At 50.6% G+C, this 20,625-nt stretch carries 21 protein-coding genes; 9 read left to right on the top strand and 12 right to left on the bottom strand.

Going from position 1 to position 20,625, the window contains the following annotated elements; all coding sequences use genetic code 11:
* Nucleotides 1–310: 310 nt before the first annotated feature.
* Nucleotides 311–1,945 carry a VRR-NUC domain-containing protein gene (locus tag CWI84_RS02760; protein WP_126841043.1) on the top strand — a complete coding sequence of 545 codons (1,635 nt, stop codon included), beginning with the start codon at nucleotides 311–313 and terminating at the stop codon, nucleotides 1,943–1,945.
* On the opposite strand, the gene CWI84_RS02755 is transcribed toward CWI84_RS02760, so the two are convergent.
* Nucleotides 1,925–2,638, bottom strand: a complete 714-nt coding sequence (locus CWI84_RS02755; protein WP_126841042.1) for a TetR/AcrR family transcriptional regulator — start codon at nucleotides 2,636–2,638, stop codon at nucleotides 1,925–1,927. The two genes, CWI84_RS02760 and CWI84_RS02755, sit on opposite strands and share 21 nt — an antisense overlap.
* Nucleotides 2,635–3,474, bottom strand: coding sequence for a shikimate dehydrogenase (gene aroE / locus CWI84_RS02750; protein WP_126841041.1), 840 nt, complete (start codon nucleotides 3,472–3,474; stop codon nucleotides 2,635–2,637). Before aroE ends, CWI84_RS02755 begins: the two co-directional genes overlap by 4 nt.
* On the opposite strand from aroE, the gene CWI84_RS02745 reads away from it, so the two are divergent.
* A complete protein-coding gene (locus CWI84_RS02745; RefSeq protein WP_126841040.1) occupies nucleotides 3,473–3,961 on the top strand; it encodes a group II truncated hemoglobin in 489 nt (162 codons plus the stop codon). The genes aroE and CWI84_RS02745 overlap by 2 nt on opposite strands.
* Here the strand turns inward: CWI84_RS02745 and hemF are convergent.
* The 5 genes from hemF to dprA are packed head-to-tail and all read right to left on the bottom strand — an operon-like array spanning nucleotide 3,924 to nucleotide 7,506.
* Nucleotides 3,924–4,844: an oxygen-dependent coproporphyrinogen oxidase gene (gene hemF, locus CWI84_RS02740; protein ID WP_126841039.1), complete on the bottom strand. Its 921-nt coding sequence runs from the start codon at nucleotides 4,842–4,844 to the stop codon at nucleotides 3,924–3,926. The two genes, CWI84_RS02745 and hemF, sit on opposite strands and share 38 nt — an antisense overlap.
* Nucleotides 4,837–5,400, bottom strand: a complete 564-nt coding sequence (tsaC, locus tag CWI84_RS02735) for an L-threonylcarbamoyladenylate synthase type 1 TsaC (RefSeq protein ID WP_126841038.1) — start codon at nucleotides 5,398–5,400, stop codon at nucleotides 4,837–4,839. The genes hemF and tsaC overlap by 8 nt, the downstream gene beginning before the upstream one ends.
* Nucleotides 5,401–5,430: 30 nt before the next feature.
* Nucleotides 5,431–5,946, bottom strand: a complete 516-nt coding sequence (locus CWI84_RS02730; protein ID WP_126841037.1) for a DNA topoisomerase family protein — start codon at nucleotides 5,944–5,946, stop codon at nucleotides 5,431–5,433.
* Between the two features lie 43 nt (nucleotides 5,947–5,989).
* On the bottom strand, nucleotides 5,990–6,463 hold the full coding sequence (locus CWI84_RS02725) for a DUF494 family protein (RefSeq protein WP_126841036.1): 474 nt from the start codon (nucleotides 6,461–6,463) through the stop codon (nucleotides 5,990–5,992).
* 2 nt (nucleotides 6,464–6,465) lie between these two features.
* A complete protein-coding gene (gene dprA / locus CWI84_RS02720) occupies nucleotides 6,466–7,506 on the bottom strand; it encodes a DNA-processing protein DprA (protein ID WP_241968714.1) in 1,041 nt (346 codons plus the stop codon).
* A 66-nt stretch (nucleotides 7,507–7,572) separates the two neighbouring features.
* On the opposite strand from dprA, the gene def reads away from it, so the two are divergent.
* The 4 genes from def to trkA are packed head-to-tail and all read left to right on the top strand — an operon-like array spanning nucleotide 7,573 to nucleotide 11,719.
* Entirely contained in the window at nucleotides 7,573–8,088 is a 516-nt protein-coding gene (gene def, locus CWI84_RS02715) for a peptide deformylase (RefSeq protein ID WP_126841035.1), read from the top strand.
* A 1-nt stretch (nucleotide 8,089) separates the two neighbouring features.
* On the top strand, nucleotides 8,090–9,064 hold the full coding sequence (gene fmt, locus CWI84_RS02710) for a methionyl-tRNA formyltransferase (RefSeq protein WP_198674477.1): 975 nt from the start codon (nucleotides 8,090–8,092) through the stop codon (nucleotides 9,062–9,064).
* Nucleotides 9,054–10,346: a 16S rRNA (cytosine(967)-C(5))-methyltransferase RsmB gene (rsmB, locus tag CWI84_RS02705; protein WP_126841034.1), complete on the top strand. Its 1,293-nt coding sequence runs from the start codon at nucleotides 9,054–9,056 to the stop codon at nucleotides 10,344–10,346. Before fmt ends, rsmB begins: the two co-directional genes overlap by 11 nt.
* Entirely contained in the window at nucleotides 10,343–11,719 is a 1,377-nt protein-coding gene (trkA, locus tag CWI84_RS02700; protein WP_126841033.1) for a Trk system potassium transporter TrkA, read from the top strand. Before rsmB ends, trkA begins: the two co-directional genes overlap by 4 nt.
* Here the strand turns inward: trkA and CWI84_RS02695 are convergent.
* Genes CWI84_RS02695 through CWI84_RS02685 form a run of 3 tightly spaced genes read right to left on the bottom strand, consistent with a single transcriptional unit; the run spans nucleotide 11,690 to nucleotide 15,617 of the window.
* Nucleotides 11,690–12,316 carry a YigZ family protein gene (locus CWI84_RS02695; RefSeq protein WP_126841032.1) on the bottom strand — a complete coding sequence of 209 codons (627 nt, stop codon included), beginning with the start codon at nucleotides 12,314–12,316 and terminating at the stop codon, nucleotides 11,690–11,692. The two genes, trkA and CWI84_RS02695, sit on opposite strands and share 30 nt — an antisense overlap.
* An 8-nt stretch (nucleotides 12,317–12,324) precedes the next feature.
* Nucleotides 12,325–13,671 carry a Xaa-Pro dipeptidase gene (gene pepQ / locus CWI84_RS02690; protein WP_126841031.1) on the bottom strand — a complete coding sequence of 449 codons (1,347 nt, stop codon included), beginning with the start codon at nucleotides 13,669–13,671 and terminating at the stop codon, nucleotides 12,325–12,327.
* Nucleotides 13,671–15,617: a transglycosylase SLT domain-containing protein gene (locus CWI84_RS02685; protein WP_241968713.1), complete on the bottom strand. Its 1,947-nt coding sequence runs from the start codon at nucleotides 15,615–15,617 to the stop codon at nucleotides 13,671–13,673. Before CWI84_RS02685 ends, pepQ begins: the two co-directional genes overlap by 1 nt.
* A 153-nt stretch (nucleotides 15,618–15,770) precedes the next feature.
* On the opposite strand from CWI84_RS02685, the gene fadB reads away from it, so the two are divergent.
* The 3 genes from fadB (at nucleotide 15,771) to tusA (ending at nucleotide 19,411) form a co-directional block, all read left to right on the top strand.
* A complete protein-coding gene (gene fadB / locus CWI84_RS02680) occupies nucleotides 15,771–17,924 on the top strand; it encodes a fatty acid oxidation complex subunit alpha FadB (RefSeq protein ID WP_126841030.1) in 2,154 nt (717 codons plus the stop codon).
* Between the two features lie 18 nt (nucleotides 17,925–17,942).
* On the top strand, nucleotides 17,943–19,106 hold the full coding sequence (gene fadA / locus CWI84_RS02675; RefSeq protein WP_126841029.1) for an acetyl-CoA C-acyltransferase FadA: 1,164 nt from the start codon (nucleotides 17,943–17,945) through the stop codon (nucleotides 19,104–19,106).
* A gap of 62 nt (nucleotides 19,107–19,168) precedes the next feature.
* A complete protein-coding gene (gene tusA, locus CWI84_RS02670; protein WP_126841028.1) occupies nucleotides 19,169–19,411 on the top strand; it encodes a sulfurtransferase TusA in 243 nt (80 codons plus the stop codon).
* On the opposite strand, the gene CWI84_RS02665 is transcribed toward tusA, so the two are convergent.
* Nucleotides 19,408–19,887: a GNAT family N-acetyltransferase gene (locus tag CWI84_RS02665; protein ID WP_126841027.1), complete on the bottom strand. Its 480-nt coding sequence runs from the start codon at nucleotides 19,885–19,887 to the stop codon at nucleotides 19,408–19,410. The genes tusA and CWI84_RS02665 overlap by 4 nt on opposite strands.
* 11 nt (nucleotides 19,888–19,898) lie before the next feature.
* Complete coding sequence (locus CWI84_RS02660) at nucleotides 19,899–20,513, bottom strand: DNA-3-methyladenine glycosylase I (RefSeq protein WP_420843702.1); 615 nt, start codon at nucleotides 20,511–20,513, stop codon at nucleotides 19,899–19,901.
* Nucleotides 20,514–20,625 lie beyond the last annotated feature (112 nt).

Below are 20,625 nucleotides of genomic sequence, written 5' to 3'. Positions count from 1 at the left end.
CACCGCAAAAAATTTATATTTTCGCAGTGTGAAATTTTCATTAAGTGCTTGTTTGAAAAGGGATTTCACGGAGATACCACATCCCAACAAGCCGCTTTTTATTATTTTGCTTCGCTGTGGAAACGTTTTTTTTTACGGCTCATGCTAGGCAGGAATTGAAGAGAACAATTTCGCTAGCAGGTCGATTAGACTACCATAACCGAACCGAAGATCCAGCGATCCTTTTGATCTTTTTATACTGATTTGTTCATTAATTATGTAGCTCTATTTAAGCGAAGGCATAAGCCAATAACCAAGCGAGTTGTAAGCAATGTGGCAGTTGAATGACGCGACGCAGTCAGACTATTACTGGAAAAATTTCGAGCAGATCCTGGGTTGGGTAAAATACTGGCATGCCGAGTTACTGTCGTCCGAAGACAACGCTCTGATCGAAGAATTCTTTGCCTTGCCGCTGGATGCACGCAAGCTTTGGTTGCGGTTGAGCAGCCGCAAGCCCACATGGTTTCGTTCCGATAAACTGCACTATGCCGACATCGATAATCTGACACAAGCGCAGCAGCGGCTCTGTGAAACAAACTGGGCTCAGCGCCCACCGCTGAGCTTGGCCGATTGGCTACAAGCCATGACGCAAAAGGAACTCAAGCAATTTGCGCTTGCACAATCAGCAACCATCACGCCCTCAGCCACCAAACCGAAACTACTGAAACAACTGGCCAGCCAACTTGCTGCGGATCAAACGCCACCCTTTAAGGCAATACAACCTCTCCGGCAACAACAGTTTCAACGCATCCTTTGGCTGTTCTTCGGGCACAGTAATAGCGACTTATCGGAATTAGTGAAGACAGCTTTAGGGCATGTGCAATACGAAAATTACACCATTCGTCCGCGTGGCATTTTTGATTCGAAGGTGGCGTTAACCCAATTCGAGACCCTAACTCTGTGGCAACAGAGTTGGCGAGACGCTTCACCGCCACAACAACAGCGCCTGATTGCTGAGCTGTTGCTATGGCTAAAGCAGACCACACTGCGGCCCCAATTTGTGGGTAAATGTAGCCGTTTGCTCAATAGCGTAGCGCGGCAATTAGAACGTCAAGGGCTATTCCAACAGGCGCTCACCCTCTACGCATTTAGCCAACGCGAACCGTCGCGCGAACGCGAAATTCGTTGTTGGTTAAAACTCGGCCAACAGCAACAAGCGCAACGTCGTTATCAAGCCGCCCTTGAGCAACCGCAGAGCGCTAACGAAACGCTTGCACTGCAACGCATGGGCCACTATTTTGGCAAGCCGCGCATGCGCCGCCAGCAATACCGTGCAATACAGCAGATAACGGCTCCGCGAATGGCAACAGAGCAATTAGAGTATTGGGTACTCCAGCAGTATCAACAGCAAGGTTGGGAGGGTCTGTTCGGCGAGAATTTGCTACCGCAGGCGGTTTTTGGTCTGGTTTTTTGGGACATTATTTTTGCTGACATAGATAGTGCGTTTTGTCAGCCTTTTCAACGTGGGCCGCGAGATCTCTTGTCACCGACGTTTATCCGCAAGCGGCAGCGACTTATCGCCCGCCGCATGCGCAGCATCCAACACTATCCGCAAGCTGTAGCAAATCGCATTGCACGCTTGGTGAAAACCAAGTTTGGCATCGAAAATCCATTTGTGGTCTGGCGCTGGGCACAACACCACGCGCTCGATAGTTGGTTTAAGCGGCTTGCTCCGGACTATTGGTTGGCGATATTTAATCGGCTGTTAGACGATATTCGGCAGTATCGTAGCGGCTTCCCGGATTTATGGTTGTGGCATCCAGAATTAGGGACATTGTTAGTCGAAGTTAAAGGCCCAAAAGATAGTCTGCGTGGTAATCAACGCCACTGGTTAGCCTTTTTAGCCGAAAACGGACTGCGCTGTGGTGTGGTCGACGTCCAGTTTTTATCGACCAAACCATCGTGACAGGCCTTTCGCGTCAGGCGTTTTCTGCTCTTGTCGAGCAAACAAGGGCTGCCACAGCAAGGGCAGAACAGCAGCCAGAGACTGATAGAAGTCCGGCTGCAACTGTTTCACCGCACTATTTTGATTGAGACTTTTCACCGAGTTTAATGGGAAGCTTTGTTGCCATTGACCAATGGTAAACGCTATCGTGCTCAACAGGGTTGGATAGACTCGCTCATCACTGCGCCCTAACAACCGTTCTAGTTCTCGACAACAATGTTGCAAGCGGTTCGCCGTACGCGCTCGATAAGCCAGCAATTCATTCTGTTTCAATGCGGGCTCAAGCGCAGAATAACTGAGTGCGGCCAACGCCCAAAGGTGTGGTTGTTGCTCACGAAAACTCAGGAACGCCTCTTGCCACTGCTGTAGCTTATCTTCCTCTGAATAGCGTAGGCGCTTTTCAATGCTCTGTAACCAGGCCGTCTGCTGTTGCTCGTACAACGCTAAAAAGATCGCTTCCTTGGTTTCGAAGTATAAATAGGCAGTGCCCTTTGCCAAACCGCATTCACTGGCAATTTGGGCAACCGTCGGCAATTTATTTTGGTTGGCAATGAACATCTCAAACGCCGCCGTTAGGATAGCTTCTCGACGTTGTTCTTTTTGTTTTGGTTGGCGCGCACGTTGATGCGGTTCCAGGCTCGTCGATTCAGTCACAATTGGCTCCGTAGGCTTTTATGCAGTTCATGGGTATCGGGTACAACCGCGCTATTCCATGCCGCATAACTAAGAGCGGCTTGCTCAATGAGCATTCCCAGCCCATCAAAACTGACCACCCCTGCAAGCTCGGTTAGCTGTTGTTGGAACGCCGTAGCTGCGCGGCTATACATCAAATCATAGCCTATTGTTTCGGAATGCAATAGATCTGCAACCAAGGGTAGCGCATTGCCGCTGATACTGGCACTTGTGGCATTAATAATGAGATCAAACGGCGGCATGTTAGGGTGCGATAAGTCGGCTATTTGTAACACCCTCGTTAACACCGAGGGCAGTTGCTTTTGCTGCGCTAACAGCAAAGCCTGAGCGCGCTCCGAACGGCGATTCCATAAGCTTAATGCGCTCGGCTGCTGCTGCAGAAGCGGCAACAGTATGCCCCTGGCCGCGCCGCCGGCGCCTAATAGCAACAGGCGTTTGCCCGACACGCTAATGCCTAGACGTTTTAGGTCGTTTACCAGTCCTTGGCCATCCGTATTATCCCCTAATAAACCGCCATTCACGGTTGGGATCAGTGTATTCACCGCACCGGCGTTGCGCGCGCGCTCGGTTACTTGGTTAGCCAGTTTAAAAGCCTCTACTTTAAACGGCAGGGTCACATTCGCGCCGTTACCTCCGGCACGAAAAAACTCACTCACTGCGCGACGAAAACGCCCAACAGATGTTAGACTACGCCCATACTCAACGTTGTTGTGCTGGCTTTGTTGTGCAAACTGCTGATGGATCAGCGGTGATAAGCTGTGTGCAATAGGATTACCGAATACTGTATAGCGCGTCATGATAAAAAACGTTTTTCGCAAACTATTAAAGCTCGACAATAGCAAAACTTCCCCACAAAACCCATCGCCAATACCACATAGCGATCCCAACTCGCCTTACTGCAAACTCGGTGGCGAAGCGGGCGTGCGCGCGATTGCTGAGCGGTTCTATGATGTGATGGAAAATGATCCAGATACTGAGGAGCTATTGGCGTTGCACCCACAACCGATGACACACATTCGGCAGAAGTTTTTTGAATTTTTGAGTGGTTGGCTTGGCGGTCCGCCGCTATTCGAAGAAAAGTACGGCCATCCGCGCCTGCGAGCCCGCCATTTACCCTTTAAAATCGACACCAAGTTGCGCGACCAGTGGCTTCATTGCATGTTTATTGTGCTTGAAGAACGCGTTGATGACCCGATGCTAAAAATGCAGTTGCGCCAGCGTTTTGCCGCACTGGCGCACCACATGCTCAATCAGCCTCAACCGCCAACCAGTCACGCGGAGTAAGAAACTCCGCCAAGCGTGCTTCCTCTGATCCTGGTTGTGGTTGCCATTGATATTCCCAGCGAGCCAATGGCGGCATCGACATTAAGATCGATTCAGTTCGGCCGCCAGTTTGTAGCCCAAACAGTGTGCCTCGGTCCCAGACTAGGTTGAATTCGACATAGCGCCCACGACGGTATAGCTGGAACTGTCGTTCGCGCTCGCCATAGGACATTGCTTGGCGACGTTTTACAATGGGAATGTAAGCATCACAAAAGGCATCGCCGACCGCCTTGATAATGGCAAAGGCCTGATCGAACGGCCGATCGTTTAAATCGTCAAAGAAGATACCACCAACGCCGCGCGCCTCTTCCCGATGTTTGAGATAGAAATATTCGTCACACCACAATTTAAACTTCGGATAGAGCGCTGGGTCGATGGCGTCGAGTGCATCTTTCGCTTGTTGATGCCAAAAAATCACATCTTCTTTAAACGGATAGAAGGGCGTTAGGTCGAAGCCACCACCAAACCACCAAACCGGCTCCTCGCCCTCTTTCTCAGCAATAAAAAAGCGCACGTTCATATGTACAGTAGGCACATATGGATTCTCGGGATGCATGACCAGCGATACTCCGCAGGCATTAAAATCACGTCCCTCTAGCTCTGGACGATGGGCCGTCGCTGATGCCGGCATACGCTCGCCGTAAACATGGGAAAAGCCTACGCCGCCCTGTTCAAATACTCCGCCTTGCTTAATCACTCGCGAACGACCGCCGCCGCCGCCAGGCCGTTGCCAGTTTTCTTCGGCAAACTGCGCTTTACCGTCCAACGCCTGCAGTTGCTGACAAATGGTGTCTTGGAGCGCTAATAAATAGGCTTTTACGGGTTCCAGAACTGCATCAGACATTGTCACGAAGTACCTTGTTGGTGAGTGGATCGATAATTTTTGAGGGCTTGCTTGCTCCGCCAGTGGGTCCAGGCATGATCCAAGCTAAGCGATCGTCGAATTGCTGTTTAACCTCGTCGGCGGTGGTTGCGGCTGGCTTGCCAGAGAGGTTGGCACTGGTTGAAACAATGCACGAATTCAACTGCCGGCAAAGTTCACGCGCTGGCTCGAACGCGGTAACACGCACAGCAATCGTTTCTCGTCCGCCGGTTAGCAATGTCGAAACAGATTTCTTTGCCGGTAAAATCAACGTCACTGGCCCCGGCCAGTGAGAAAACACTTGGAACCGCTTATCTTGGCCAATCGCCTGATCATCAATGTAGGGTAAAACTTGGCTGTAATCGGCAGCTAACAAAATTAGGCCTTTTTCTGGTACCCGCTGCTTAAGATCCAATAATTTTTCGATAAATTCATCGTTGCTCGGGTCGCAGCCAAGGCCAAAAACCGCTTCGGTGGGGTAGGCAAACACGCCTTTAGCGAATGCTTCGCGCGCCGCTTGCCATTGCTGTTCGCTCATAGGTTCTCTCCGCCAAATTATCTGCGCGGATTATACCGATTCTTGTTTATATCCGCACGATTTTTGTGGGCATTGCAGGTAACGCACACCGTTACGTCTTTTTTCCACTAGCACTGGCCACTGACACTTGGGGCACGCCTGATTTACCGGTGGGTAGTTGAGCGAATATTGGCATTGGGGGTACTGGTCACAAGCAAAAAAACGCGTACCACGGCGAGAAGTTTTGCCAATCAGTTTGCCCTTGTGGCATTCAGGGCAAGCAATCTGTTGTTCAGCATCATCGTCAGCTTCAGCAACAAAGGTACAATTGGGGTAGTTTGAGCAACCTACGAATAGGCCATAACGGCCACTCTTTATCTGCAACTCCGAACCGCAATCAGGGCAAGGTACGCCAAGCGGTTGCGGTTCAATCTCTGATTGCTCGCGCAAACCTTGGGTATATTCACAGTCAGGGTAACCACTGCAGCCAAGAAAACTTCGCTGCCCAACATGTTTTACCACGAGCTCACGCCCACATTGTGGACACAATCCGGAGCTTGATGACATGGCCTTCCCCTTGCGTACGATAATTTTACTAGTAGCAGAGCTATTAGTGTAACAGACCTTCCGGCTCTTCGAAGAGCAAGCCTTCCATCTGGTCGTACGCTGCTTCCTGCCCGGGAACGTTGAACAACACCATGAGCACCACCCACTTTAAATCGTCGATAGTAAACTGCGGTGTTTCCAACTCCATGACCCGATCAATCACCATTTCTCGCGTCTCAAAATCCAACACCCCGAGCTTTTCTAAATACATCAAAAAGCCTCGGCTTTGCGTGTCCATACGCGCAGCTTCAGCCGCGGTATAAACCCGTGTAGATTTACCTGGAGAATGGTCAAGATAGGGTTTTGACTGACTATCCTGAAGGTCAGCTAAGCGTTCCAGCCAAGCCAAAGCTTTCTGGATTTCTTGACGATGAAACCCTGCTCGCGCTAACTCGTCGGTTAGCTCATCATGGTCTACGACCACTTCCACTTCAGAGTGGATATAGTTCTCGAACAGGTACATGAGGATATCAAACATGGTTAGCGCCTCCCCACTTTCTTATAACCGCCTGCTTCGGCGATCACCCAGCCTTCGACTTCTAACATCACAAGTTGTTCAGCAACGTCGGTGACCGATAACCCTGTCTGCTCTGCAAGGGCATCAACAGACATAGGCTCAAACCCCACATTAGCTAACAACGGCCAGTTTGCCAAGACTTTCTCCTCGGTTTCGACAGAATTTATTTGTTGCTCCACCCAATCGCTCTGCAGATTGCACCACGCCAACACATCGTTGACATCTTTCACTAGCAAAGCGCCCTGTTGAATGAGCCAATGACAGCCTTCAACGGCTGGGTTCCAAATGCTCCCCGGAACGGCTCCAACTTCGCGCCCCAAATCCAATGCATATCTCGCGGTCAGCAAAGACCCGCTGCGTCGTTTAGCCTCAACCACCACGACACCAGTAGCGAGACAACTAATAATACGATTTCGCCGAGGAAATTGATCGCTTTGCGCCCCAGTTCCTGGAACAAACTCGCTAATAACTAAACCTTGTTGTGCCAATTGCTGCTGCAAACCACGGTTGCGCTTCGGGTAATAAATATCGGGGCCGCAACCCAACACCGCAATACTATTACCCGCGGCTAACGCACCCTGATGCGCTGCGGTATCAATGCCGGTGGCTAAACCGCTGGTTATCGTGACCTTCTGTGCAGCAATTTTAGCCGCTAACCAATTCGCGGTATTTCTACCATCGATGGTGGCGTTGCGGCTCCCCACAATGGCTATTTGAACACTGTTAAGCAGTTCTTTGCGACCAATATAAAACAGCAACCAAGGTGGTTGGCTGAGTTGTTTTAAGCATTCCGGATAGTCTGCAGAAAAATAGTCGATAACACCTTGCTGAGGTTCAGCCTGCCAACGCTGTACTCGATCGCACCAATCGCTTTTTATAGCAACACCGCTTAAGGCAAATCGCGTTCGAACATGGTCCCAACTGGTGCATTGCTGCGCGTGCTTTTTAACTGTTGCTGACGCCATCATTAAGCGCAGTGCGGTATTAATATCATCGGTGTGCATGGACTGTCCTTTACCTGCCATTTTGCGTTAAAATAACGCTAGTTGAAGTAATGAGGTTTGAGTGAAATGGCGAAATTGACCGTATTGGAATATCCCGATGAGCGCCTGCGCAAAGTCGCAGAACCCGTACAACAAGTGGATGACGAGTTGCGTGCGACCATCGACGACATGTTTGAAACCATGTACGAGTCGCAAGGCGTAGGCTTGGCCGCAACCCAAGTCGACATTCACAAGCGCCTGTTTGTCGCCGACTGCAGTGAAGATCAGGACGAACCCTTAGTCTTCATTAACCCAGAGATCACCGAAACTGAGGGGCACTTCAGTAACGATGAGGGGTGTTTATCTTTCCCCGGCGTTTACGCAAAAGTTGAGCGTGCAGGCAAAGTCACCGTAAAGGCGCTTGACCGTAACGGCGAAAGCTTTACGAAAACGGCTGAAGGGCTGTTGGCTATTTGTATTCAACACGAACTTGATCACTTGAACGGCAAGCTTTTTGTTGATTATCTGTCGCCACTTAAGCGTAACCGTATTCGCAAGAAACTCGAGAAAGAACATCGCTTACGGGCTAAGGCTGACGCCTAACATGCGGATTATTTTTGCCGGTACCCCGGAGTTTGCTGAACAGCACCTCGCTGAGTTAATCGCTCACTCTGAACAACAGGGTTGGGACACTGTTGCTGTGTACACGCAACCGGATCGCCCAGCAGGGCGCGGAAAGAAATTACAGCCAAGCGCGGTAAAAACCTTGGCTTTAGAGCACAATATTCCTGTCGAACAGCCAGAAAGCCTGCGGACTGCAAAAGCTCAGCAGCAGCTCAGCAACTACCAAGCAGACGTCATGGTAGTCGTCGCTTATGGCTTGATATTACCCCAAGCGGTACTCGACATTCCCCGTTTCGGTTGTTTGAACGTTCATGGTTCATTGTTACCAAGGTGGCGCGGAGCTGCGCCTATTCAAAGGGCTATTGAAGCCGGTGATGAGCGCTCTGGCGTAACGATTATGCAGATGAATCAAGGGTTAGATACGGGCGACATTCTTTACACCGAAAGCTGCCCTATCGAGCCACAAGAAACCTCAGCGAGTCTATACGCAAAGCTTGCCAAACTGGGACCTAAGGCGTTAGTGACGGTGCTAGCCGATTTAGAAAGCTATCGCGCAACCGCAAAGCCGCAAGATGATCAGCAGGCTAACTACGCGCACAAACTCAGTAAAGCAGAAGCTGAAATCGACTGGCACCAACCTGCCGCCAAAATTGAACGCCAACTAAGGGCGTTCACGCCATGGCCAGGGTTGTGGTTCAGTTGCCCGACGCAACCCGATAAACCTGTGAAAGTTCACAAACTGCGAGTCGTAGACCAACCCGCAACGGCTAAGCCTGGAACCGTGGTTGGACAGAGTAAGTCGGGCTTGGCTGTTGCGACAGCAGAGGGCTGCGTGAACATCGAAGAGCTGCAATGGCCAGGTAAAGCGAAACAACCTGCCGAGGTTTTCTTAAACGGGTATGGCAGCCACTTTCCCGCCGGTTTACCACTGAGTTCTGGCAACCATGGCAACTAACGCGCAAGGCGCAGCATCGCGCGCAGCGGCAGCACAAACGTTGTTTGCCGTGTTAGAAAAGGGACAATCCCTGAGTGAAGCGTTGCCACATTACAGTCAATCCTTACCGGCGCGAGACCAGTCCTTAGTTCAAGCCATGTGCTATGGTGTGTTGCGCGATCTGCCTAGCCTTAACGAGGCGATTAATCAACGCTTGGAAAAGCCGTTAAAAGGCACCTTAAAACCACTCCATTATTTGCTCCTTGTTGGTGCTTACCAACTCATATCGATGCGTACTAAAGCCCATGCCGCGGTGTCTGCGACTGTAGAAGCCTGCGTCACCTTGAAAAAGGGCAAACAAAAAGGCTTAGTTAATGGCGTGTTGCGTAATCTACAACGCGCGCTCGACAACGCTCCTCTTGCCGAGCGTGACGATGCCAATCACCCGCGTTGGTTATTAGAAAAAATTCAAGCCGCATATCCACAACAATGGCGGCAAATCACTGCAGAAAATAATCAGCAGGCACCCATGTGGCTGCGCATTGATGAGCGCCAGCAAAGTGCCGCTGAATACCTGCAACAGTTGCAGCAAAATGGCATTAAAGCGGAGTTAGATCCGCAATTGGCTTGTGCGATAAAGTTACAGCATCCCGCCCAGGTGACTGACCTTCCAGGCTACGCAGATGGCCTTGTTTCAGTACAAGACCGAGCCGCGCAGTTTGCCGCTATCCACCTTGATTCACAAACCAACGACCGGGTGTTGGATTGCTGTGCTGCCCCTGGCGGTAAAACCGTGCATATTGGTGAACACTCGCGGCCGCAGCAGCCGATACTGGCTATTGATGTTGAAACTAAGCGGCTACAACGAGTAAAAGACAATATTGCTCGCAGCAATATTAATGCTGAGGTGGTATGTGCCGACGTCCGTGAGCGAGAAAAATGGTGGGATGGCACGCCGTTTCAGCGAATTTTGCTAGATGCCCCGTGCTCAGCAACCGGTGTTATACGCCGTCATCCCGACATTAAGTGGCTGCGACGCGCCAGTGATATAGCGGCGCTGGTGGCGTTGCAAGCGGAGATACTAGATAGCCTATGGCCAACACTGGCTCCTGGCGGTACCTTGTTGTACGCCACGTGTTCCATCTTGCCTGAAGAAAATGATCAGCAAATTCAGCAGTTTTTAGCGCGCACGAAGGATGCTAAGCTAATCCCATTGCAAGCCGATATGGCAACCATCCAGTGGCTGCCGGGGCAACATGCTGGCGACGGCTTCTATTACGCGAAATTGGAAAAAGCGCTATGAAAATCATTATTCTGGGTGTTGGACAAGTTGGCGGAACACTCGCTGAAAACCTCGTTGGTGAAAGCAACGATATTACTATTATTGATACCGACACACAGTTGCTGGAAGAACTGCAAGATAAGCACGATTTGCGCGTTGTAGTCGGCCACGGAGCGCATCCCGACACATTGCGCCGTGCGGGTGCCGAAGACGCCGACATGCTGATCGCGGTTACCAATAGCGACGAAACCAATATGATCGCCTGTCAAATTGCCTACTCGCTGTTTAACACGCCGACCAAAATTGCGCGTATTCGCTCAGAAGATTATATCCGTTACAAAGACCGCTTGTTCCACAACCAAGACATCCCAGTGGACCATATTATTTCGCCAGAACAGCTTGTGACAAAATACATCAAGCGCTTGGTTGATTACCCGGGCGCGCTACAGGTCATGGAGTTTGCCGGCGCGCGAGCGAGTTTGGTAGCGGTGAAAGCTTACTATGGCGGTAAGCTGGTGGGGCATGCCATTTCAACGTTGCGCGAACATATCCCTAATATCGATACGCGAGTGGCCGCCATCTTCCGCCAAGGCCATGCTATTCGGCCAACCGGTACAACCGTTATTGAAGCCGACGATGAAGTCTTCTTTATTGCCGATACCCGCTACATTCGCACCGTGATGGAAGAATTACAAAAGCTGGAGAACCAGTATCGCCGGATTATGATTGTGGGTGGCGGTAATATCGGTGCTGGCTTGGCCAAGCAGCTACAAACCGACCACCGCGTTAAACTGATAGAACGCTCTCAGGCACGCGCGGAAGTTCTGTCCCAACAATTAGAAAATACCCTAGTGTTCTGTGGTGATGCCTCAGATCAGAAACTGCTACTCGAAGAGCACGTGGAAGATACTGACGTCTTTATTGCAGTAACTAACGACGACGAAGCGAACATTATGTCGGCGATGTTAGCGAAGCGCATGGGCGCCCGCAAAACCATGGTATTAATCCAACGCAGCGCCTATGTAGACCTAGTGCAAGGCGGCGAAATTGATATCGCCATCTCGCCACAGCGAGCAACAATCTCGGCCTTATTAACCCATATTCGTAAGGGTGATATCGTCAACGTTTACTCGCTCCGTAAAGGCGCAGCGGAGGCTATCGAAGCGATTGCTCACGGCGATGAGAATACCTCAAAAGTGGTCGGCAAAGCCGTTAAAGACATTAAGCTGCCGCCGGGGACCACTATCGGTGCCGTGGTAAGGGGCAATGAGGTATTGATTGCGCACAGTGAAACGCTGCTGCAATCAGATGATCACGTCATCCTATTTTTGGTCGACAAAAAATATATCGGTGAAGTCGAGCGCTTATTCCAGCCCAGCGCGATGTTCTTTTAATTGCACTCGCCCTTGGCTGGCATCGGCCAATTGCTGCGCTAGCTGTTGCCGTTGGTCAGCGGCGACAGCAACCACTAACTGAACGCTGGCAGCAAAGTTACGGTGAAGTTGCTGGACGTCGTATTCAGCAAGCAGCCGTTCAACTACGCCTTGGTCGCTGTAATCAAAATGAATCGCTACTGCTTGGCGAGCGACCACTGTTCTCCGTTGTAACTGCTGTAACGACTCACTGACCGCTTTACCGTAAGCACGTTGTAAGCCCCCAGTACCGAGTTTAATGCCTCCGAAGTAACGCACCACAACCACACCTATCTCGCCAATCGCCTGATGCAACAACACATTTAGCATGGGTCTACCGGCGGTTCCGCTTGGTTCACCGTCATCACTGCTAACGTAGCTTTGGCCGTCGTTGGGCGCGCCAAAAATCGCTGCGGTGCAGTAATGATTCGCCCCTGGCCATTTTTGTTTAACCTCGGCCAACCATTGGTTCCATTGCTCGCGACTTGAAACACGCTTTGTGCAGGCAATAAAGCGGCTTTGTTTAATTACCAATTCATGCTCCAACGTATGCGCTGGTACATCGTATGAATCGGACATATCCACTCCTAGGGTTGCTGGTCGAGGTAGTGCTCCGCTTCGCGCGTCAAATTGCGATTACGCTCTCGATATACCACCACATTGTCCTCAATCCGCACACCGCCATACGGTTTAAACTGGTTGATTCGTTCCCAGTTTAACAATTTGCCATGGCCGTCATCGCGTGCTCGCTGGAGCAATAAATCGATGAAATAGACACCAGGTTCAACGGTATAAACCTGGCGCGGCTCAATGTTTCGTGTAGTACGTAAATGCGGATGTTGTTCTGGTGCGGGTACTGATGTGCCACGCTCGTCCAACTGCGTCGCGCCAACATCGTGGACTTGCACACCTAACGGATGCCCTAGCCCGTGCGGAAAAAAGTAACGGGTTAGGCCTTTAGCCATAATTTCGTCAGGCGAAGTGGTGATAAACCCAAACGCAAACAATAAGTTGGCCATTTTTTCGTGCGCCAACTGATGAAGCTCTGGGAAGCCCAATCCCGGTCGCAGTTTTTCTGTTAACGCTTGGGTTAACTGGTCAACAGCAACAACTAACTCAGTAAATTCGTTCTCTCTTGCCGAGTGAGTGCGGCTGATGTCCGAGGCGTAACCGGCGACCTGTACTCCAGCATCGACCAACAAACTGCGATGATTCTGTGGTGCCTGTTTGGACTGCCGCATGTAATGAAGGATGGCAGCATGCTCATTTATACCAATAATTGGTTTGTATGGCGCATCAGCTTCGTTCATTTTGGTCGCTTCGCAAAAGGCCAGCAAACAATCAAACTCACTACCTTCATTAGCAAACGCCGCGGCCGCAGCGCGATGACCATGAACCCCTAGAACATTCGCGCGCGCTAAACAATCGATCTCATAGTCGGTTTTGAACAAGCGGTGATAATGCCAAAAGTTAAGCACTGGGTCTGGATTGATTTGCTCAAACCCTAGCGCTTTGGCAACCTCGATATGCTCGCCAATGTAAGCGCCTTGGTGCTTATCGTAAGGTAAAAACTTCTCGATGGCCTCCGGTGTGGCAATGGTTTCAATATCCACCGCATGGGCCCACTCACAATCACCAACCGGTAAAGTAAAATGCCAGTAATCTTGCGGTTGATAGACAATTAGCTTTGGTCGTTGCCCTTGTTGCAGCAGTACCCAGCTATTTGGTAATTCTTGTGCGTCGGGGCACCAAGGGACGAAGTGCGGATTAACCTTGTAAGGATATTCCATGTCGTCCAAGAAGCGCTTTTTCAGTTGTCCAGAATGGATGGCAAGAAACGTCATGCCCTCGCGTTCAAACATTAATTCGGCACGATGCTGAAGCTGCGCGATATGGTCTGCAAAATGTCGAAAGATATGCCCTGCGCCGTTCATCAGTTATCCTCTTCCGCTGGCTCGATGGTCATTGTCGCAACCTGCTGAAACAGGTTGTCGTGCTTGTCTACTAACATACGATAAATTTGCTGATAAGCCAGCACTGCTTTCACATAATCTCGCGTTTCGTGGTAGGGGATGGTCTCTATCCAACAATCCGCAGGCATTGGCTTGGTTGGCAACCAATCCAGCACACGATAATAGCCGGCATTATAGGCAGCGGTTGCTAGCACCCAATTATTGTTCACCCGCTTATTCAGTTGTCCAAGATAGGCGGTTCCTATTGCAATGTTGGTTGCCGGTTGGTGGAGTTCTTGCCAACCGAGTTGTCGATTCAGCACCCGCTCGGCAGTGCTCGGCAAAATTTGCATCAACCCGCGGGCTCCAGCACTGGAATAGGCATCGCTACGAAACGCGCTTTCCCGGCGAGTCACCGCGATGGCCCAAAATGGGTCAATGCCTGCCTCGCCTGCGGACTGTTCTATCTGTTCTAAATAGGCCAGTGGAAAGCGCAGCTGCACGGCATCAAAATGACCAACTTGTGCCACCCCCCAAATGGCTTGGTCATGCCAGCCCCACTCGCTGGCTAAAGCCGCTGCAGCTAGCTGTTCATCGGCAGATAAATGGGACAGCAGCTCATGCCACTCGCGGCGTGCGTCCACCCAACGTTCTAATTGTAAAAATTCGTAGGCGCGGCGTGCTGCTGGTCGAGAGCGCACTGCTTCCATTCGCTGCACACTCACATCTAACGGTTGACGCTCCAAATTGACCGGTTGTCCGATTTTAGCTGCGGCCAAAAAGCCATAATAATGGCGTTCATTAGCCAGATCTTGGTACAGCTTTTGCGCCTGCAAAGCGTTACCTGTCTCTTCGTAGGCGCGAGCGCGCCAATAACGCCACTGATTACCCTGCTGAATAGCATTAGGGAACTGATCAATGACTTGAAGTAGGCCACTAAAGTCTTGGTTGCGCAAATAAAACGCTAAGCGCCACTGGAGCAACCGTTCAGTCAATGCGGTATTGCCAGCCTTTTGTTGCCAGGCCTCGGCAGCTGGGTGATTCTTTAAGCTTAATGCCACCGCAAACTCATTCACGACTTGCTGATTTTGCTCTGCGCTGAAGGGCAGGCGCTGCACTATGCGATGATAAGCGGTAATGGCCCGCTCTGGATCGTCCCAGACTTCACGCTGTAGGGCATAGGCCGCTATGGTCGCTTCTTTGTGCGGGAAAAATGCCGGAAATTGTGTGGATTGCGAAACCCGCTGTGGATAGCGCCGTAAAATCCGATAGAGCTCGCCCAAGTAGCGCTGGTCATCGGGTAATAATCTTGTTAGGTAAGGCAGTAATGTTGCGTCTCCCCCTTCTGCCGCTAGGCGGAGACGTTGCCAGACCTTTTCTGGTGTCCGTGCACCCATATCCGTCCACTGCTCGAGGATCGGGTTACAACTATCGGGAAGTGAGTAGCCAGCGTTCCATATGGCATCAACGCGCTTAATAAACTCATCATCGGTCATCGCGTTCATTCGCCGCTTGGCATCAATGAAATAGCATTGGTGGTTGTCGGTTCCGGGGTAGCGAAAATCTCGTGCAAAACGGCGATACAAATCCTGCTCTTGCAGATAATCTAACCATTGCCCGCGAAGCTGCCAATCTAACGGCGTGCCTTCGTACTGTTTGAGAAATGCCAGAACTCGGTCCTCGTTAGCGAGGTAACCGACTTGTTGCAAACGTTCTAATTCTAGGTACGGCTTTAATGGGTAGTCTTGCAACTTTTCCAGCAATAGCTGGTATTCATCTAGGCGCCCTCTTTTTGCGGCATACTCTGCTTTAACAAAGAGTTCGCGTTGTTGCTCAAGGGTAAGTTGTTGCGCACCAACAGCAACGCTTACCAACATGGCGATGACCAAGCTAACAGCCTGCGTAAACTTTGCCTGACGATAAAACACGATCTGCCACCACCTCAATTTCAAACGCGTGTTTAAATAACCGTTGAAAATTCGCCGCTTTCGCGCCAAACTCTGTCTACCATAACCAAATCATGGGTCAGAGTCAGTACTCTGCCTATGTAAATATTTACCGGAAGTCGTGGGAGATAAAACATGATCTACCAAGGTGAGAGTATCCGGGTTGATTTTGTCGAGCCGGGGTTCGCCGAATTAACCTTTGACGCAGCAGGTTCAGTCAACAAATTCGACCAAAAAACGTTGGAAGAATTCAGCGACGCACTAACCAAGCTCGCTGCACTGTCAGATCTTAAAGGCGTCATTGTAACCAGTGCCAAGCCAACTTTTATTGTTGGCGCTGACATTACCGAATTCTTACAGCTATTTGCTAACCCTGAGCTCACCAAAGATTGGGTTGCAAAAGCATCACGGGTATTCGACCAACTGGAAGATTTACCAGTCCCGACCGTTGGGGCAGTAAAAGGTTTTGCCCTCGGTGGCGGTTGTGAAGCACTGTTGGCCTGTGATTATCGGGTTGCCGACCCGACAGCGACCATTGGATTACCCGAGGTTAAGCTGGGGCTTATTCCTGGCTTTGGCGGCACCATGCGTCTGCCGCGCGTGATCGGACCGGACAATGCACTGGAATGGATCACTACCGGTAAAAACAATAGTGCCGAAGATGCCATGAAAGTGGGCGTTGTCGATGCTGTTGTAGCACCAGAGAAACTCACAGAAGCAGCATTAAACCTTGCCAAAGCAGCCGCTGCCGGTGAACAAGATTGGAAGGCCAAGCGTGCACCAAAACTGGCTCCTTTAGCGGCCAACGACACCGAGCTACTGATGAGCTTAACCACTGCTAAAGGCATGGTAGCGGCCAAGGCAGGTAAACATTACCCAGCACCCCATAAAGCCATTGAAGCCATTGAGAATGGCGCTCGCGAAGCGCGTGAAGGTGCATTGAAAGCAGAAAACGCCGCATTCTTTGATTTAACCCAAACCGATGCCTGTCAGGCACAAGTCGGTATTTTCTTGGCTGACCAGCTAGTGAAAAGTAAATCGAAAAAGCGTGCGAAAACCGCCAGCAAAGAAATCAAACACGCTGCAGTGCTTGGCGCAGGTATTATGGGCGGTGGTATCGCCTACCAATCTGCCTACAAGGGCGTACCGGTGGTAATGAAAGACATCCGCCAAGACGCACTTGATTTAGGCATGAAAGAAGCCGGCAAAATTTTAGAAAAAGCGGTTAAGCGTGGCAAAGCAGACAACAAAAAAGTGGTTAAAGTGCTTTCTTCTATCACCCCGACGTTGCTCAACGAAGCGGTCAAAGACGTCGATATCGTGGTAGAAGCCGTTGTCGAAAATCCGAAAGTGAAAGGCTCGGTGTTGGCAGAAATTGAGCAGGTGGTCAGCGACGACGCTATTATCACCTCGAACACTTCTACCATCTCGATCACCGAATTAGCGAAGAACCTAAAACACCCAGAGAAATTCTGTGGCATGCACTTCTTTAACCCTGTGCACAAAATGCCGCTTGTCGAAATTATTCGTGGTGAAAAGACCTCAGATGAGACCGTCGCAGCGGTCGTCGCTTATGCGCTGAAACTGGGTAAAACCCCGATTGTCGTGAACGACTGCCCTGGGTTCTTAGTCAATCGCGTGTTGTTCCCTTACTTGGCAGGCTTTGCTGAAATGCTCAAGGAAGGCGTCGACTTTGTGGCTATCGACAAGGTTATGGAGAAACAATTCGGTTGGCCAATGGGTCCAGCGTACTTGTCAGATGTTGTTGGCATCGATACCGCTGACCACTGTACCAAGGTAATGGCTGAAGGCTTCCCAACTCGGATGCCGCGTGATGAAGCCAATGCGGTTGCGCAACTGGCTAACGCCGAGCGTTATGGTCAGAAAAATGGTAAAGGCTTTTATGATTATGGTACCGACAAAAAGGGTCGAACCACCAAAGATGCAGCAGAGAAAGCCTATCAGTTAACCGGTAGCCAACCAGGCAAAACCATTGATGCTGATGAAATCATCGCCCGTTGTATGATTCCAATGGTCAACGAAGTGGTGCGCTGCCTAGAAGAAGGCATTGTCGATACGGCTGCCGAGGCGGATATCGCAATGCTGTACGGTTTAGGCTTCCCGCCATTCCGCGGTGGACCTTTCCGTTACCTCGAGACCATGGGGCTAGAGAAATTTATCGAGCTTGCCGATCGCTACCGTGATCTGGGCGAAATTTATCATGTGACCGATGGCCTGAGAGAGATGGCTAAATCGGGCAAATCTTATTTAGCGCCAAGCGCAAAATAAGGTAGAGGAGGTTTTACGATGAAAGATGTAGTCATTGTCGATTGTATTCGCTCGCCCATGGGACGTTCAAAAAACGGGGTATTCCGTTACACCCGTTCAGAAGACCTCTCTGCAAACCTGATGAAAGGCTTGTTGGAGCGTAACGCCGCGGTTGACCCTAATGAAATCGAAGACATTTACTGGGGGTGTGTGCAACAGACCCTTGAGCAAGGTTTCAACATCGCACGTAACGCTGCATTGTTGGCTGGCCTTCCTCATTCTGTTGCGGGTGTAACCGTTAACCGTTTGTGTGGTTCATCAATGCAAGCCATCCACGATGCCGCTCGTGCCATCATGCATGGCGACGGCGATATTTTTATTGCCGGAGGTGTCGAGCACATGGGCCATGTGCCAATGATGCACGGTGTCGATTTTCATCCAGGGTTAAACAAGTCCGTGGCTCGTGCTGCTGGTATGATGGGAATGACCGCCGAACTGCTTGGTCGTAAGTTTGGCATCAGCCGGGAGCAACAAGACGCATTCGGTGCACGTTCACACCAGTTGGCGCACAAGGCGACCGTAGAGGGCCGTTTTGCTAACGAAATTTATGCCATGAACGGCCATAATGCCGATGGTGAGTTAGTTAAAGTGTCGACTGACGAAGTCATTCGTCCAGAGACGACTGCTGAATCGTTGGCGCAATTGCGTCCGGTATTCGATCCAGCGAATGGCACGGTCACCGCGGGCACCTCTTCTGCACTGTCTGATGGTGCTGCAGCAACGCTGATCATGTCGGCAGACAAAGCCAAACAACTGGGCCTTACGCCGCGGGTGAAAATCCGTTCGATGGCAGTTGCTGGTTGCGATCCATCTATCATGGGTTACGGCCCTGTCCCGGCCACAGAAAAGGCGCTGAAACGCGCTGGCGTAAGCATGGATGACATCGGCGTGGTTGAACTGAACGAAGCCTTTGCGGCGCAATCACTGCCGGTGTTGAAAGCATTGAAACTGCTCGACAAAGCCGATGAGAAGGTGAACCTTAACGGTGGTGCGATCGCGTTAGGCCACCCGTTAGGCTGCTCAGGCGCCCGCATTTCCACCACATTGATCAATTTGATGGAAGACAAACAAGCGGAGCTTGGCCTAGCCACCATGTGTATTGGTTTGGGTCAAGGCATTGCGACGGTCTTTGAGAAAGTATAAAAAACCGTATAATAACAAGCCGCCCACGGGCGGCTTTTTTATTGGCAAAGGAACCTATTGCGATGACCGCACACCATTATGACGCAGAACTCGATACCCTAGGGTTGTTATGCCCGGAACCGGTAATGATGATCCGTGCTCAAGTGCGCAAAATGGCTGACGGCGAAGTATTGTTAGTGATTGCTGATGACCCCGCGACACGACGGGACATACCAAGTTTCTGCCGCTTTATGGACCACCAACTGGTCGCAGAGGAAACGGAGCAAGCCCCGTTTCGCTACTGGATTAAAAAGGGCTTAGCTTAGTCTAGGTACAACTGCCAGAACTCAGCTTTACCCACATCACCCAATTCATAAGGCTTAAAGCCAAAGTTCTTATAAGCGTGCTTTGCGGTTTCGTTACCCTCAAGTACTTCCAACGTCACTTTGCAACAGCCACGAAATTCCGCCAAGGTTTTTACTTCCTCTAGCAAGCGGCGCGCAATACCTTGACCGCGGTATTCACTGATCACCGCAATATCATGGATATTCATCAGTGGCTTTGCCGCAAATGTAGAAAAGCCTTCAACGCAGTTGGCTAGTGCTACAGGCTGTTCACCATCAAACGCTAATAGCGAGAACACGTGATCACGCTTCGCCATCTCATCAACTAATTGCTCTTTAACCTCATCTTCCAGACCTTCGCCGCCGCCCATAGGGTCGCGAGCGTAGTCATCTAGCATCGCCACAACCGCTTGTCGATGTTTCGGGTTTTGATAATCAGCAATAGTAATTTCAATCATAATCTATCCAACTAAACCTGTACTTCTGTATGTTGCATTAATTGATCGACTTCTTGGTGACAATGGCACGCCACTAAGTGATCGTTCACTAACCCGACAGCTTGCATGAATGCGTAGCATATTGTCGGCCCGACGAACCGAAAGCCGGCCTTTTTAAGGGCTTTTGACATCGCTTTAGACGTCTCAGTTTCGGTGGGTATTTCAGTAAAACTTTGGCGTTGATGGCGCAGTGGGCGGCCATCGACAAATTGCCAAATAAACCGGTCAAACGACATACCTTGCTGCTCTAACGCCAGATATGCCTGGGCGTTGGAGAAAATCGCATCGATTTTGCCGCGATGACGAATAATCCCTTTGTTGGTAACTAATGCTTGCCGCTCGCGGTCACTCATCGCCACGATCTTCGTTGGGTCAAAATCATAGAAAGCCTGACGAAAATTCTCCTGTTTGCGAAGGATGGTAATCCAACTTAAACCGGCTTGCTGACCATCCAGGCACAGCTTCTCAAATAACCGTTGCGGATCAAGCTCAGGTCGACCCCAAACGGTATCATGATAGTGCTGGTAGTCTTCTGCGTGACCACACCAGCCGCAGCGAGGTTTTTGGTCGTTAATAATGTCTTGCACGCTATGCTGCCTGTGATTTCTGCGATTTCTTTTGATTCTTGCTGTAATCGGGCTAGAGCCCTATATCATCGCCGAATGAACGGGTATAATCCCGCATAATGCCTGATTTTCC

It is taken from the genome of Idiomarina tyrosinivorans, assembly GCF_003987475.1.
Lineage (GTDB): Bacteria > Pseudomonadota > Gammaproteobacteria > Enterobacterales > Alteromonadaceae > Idiomarina > Idiomarina tyrosinivorans.
This window is presented reverse-complemented; position numbering and strand designations above follow the sequence as displayed.

Bases quoted from the DNA above. Each gene is read 5' to 3' on its own strand.
- tusA (WP_126841028.1), top strand. From the start codon at position 19,169: ATGACCGCACACCATTATGACGCAGAACTCGATACCCTAGGGTTGTTA.
- CWI84_RS02725 (WP_126841036.1), bottom strand. From the start codon at position 6,463: ATGTTTGATATCCTCATGTACCTGTTCGAGAACTATATCCACTCTGAA.
- hemF (WP_126841039.1), bottom strand. From the start codon at position 4,844: ATGTCTGATGCAGTTCTGGAACCCGTAAAAGCCTATTTATTAGCGCTC.
- aroE (WP_126841041.1), bottom strand. From the start codon at position 3,474: ATGACGCGCTATACAGTATTCGGTAATCCTATTGCACACAGCTTATCA.
- trkA (WP_126841033.1), top strand. From the start codon at position 10,343: ATGAAAATCATTATTCTGGGTGTTGGACAAGTTGGCGGAACACTCGCT.
- rsmB (WP_126841034.1), top strand. From the start codon at position 9,054: ATGGCAACTAACGCGCAAGGCGCAGCATCGCGCGCAGCGGCAGCACAA.
- CWI84_RS02695 (WP_126841032.1), bottom strand. From the start codon at position 12,316: ATGTCCGATTCATACGATGTACCAGCGCATACGTTGGAGCATGAATTG.
- tsaC (WP_126841038.1), bottom strand. From the start codon at position 5,400: ATGAGCGAACAGCAATGGCAAGCGGCGCGCGAAGCATTCGCTAAAGGC.
- def (WP_126841035.1), top strand. From the start codon at position 7,573: ATGGCGAAATTGACCGTATTGGAATATCCCGATGAGCGCCTGCGCAAA.
- pepQ (WP_126841031.1), bottom strand. From the start codon at position 13,671: ATGAACGGCGCAGGGCATATCTTTCGACATTTTGCAGACCATATCGCG.
- CWI84_RS02745 (WP_126841040.1), top strand. From the start codon at position 3,473: ATGATAAAAAACGTTTTTCGCAAACTATTAAAGCTCGACAATAGCAAA.
- CWI84_RS02760 (WP_126841043.1), top strand. From the start codon at position 311: ATGTGGCAGTTGAATGACGCGACGCAGTCAGACTATTACTGGAAAAAT.
- CWI84_RS02730 (WP_126841037.1), bottom strand. From the start codon at position 5,946: ATGTCATCAAGCTCCGGATTGTGTCCACAATGTGGGCGTGAGCTCGTG.
- fmt (WP_198674477.1), top strand. From the start codon at position 8,090: ATGCGGATTATTTTTGCCGGTACCCCGGAGTTTGCTGAACAGCACCTC.
- fadB (WP_126841030.1), top strand. From the start codon at position 15,771: ATGATCTACCAAGGTGAGAGTATCCGGGTTGATTTTGTCGAGCCGGGG.
- dprA (WP_241968714.1), bottom strand. From the start codon at position 7,506: ATGCACACCGATGATATTAATACCGCACTGCGCTTAATGATGGCGTCA.
- CWI84_RS02665 (WP_126841027.1), bottom strand. From the start codon at position 19,887: ATGATTGAAATTACTATTGCTGATTATCAAAACCCGAAACATCGACAA.
- fadA (WP_126841029.1), top strand. From the start codon at position 17,943: ATGAAAGATGTAGTCATTGTCGATTGTATTCGCTCGCCCATGGGACGT.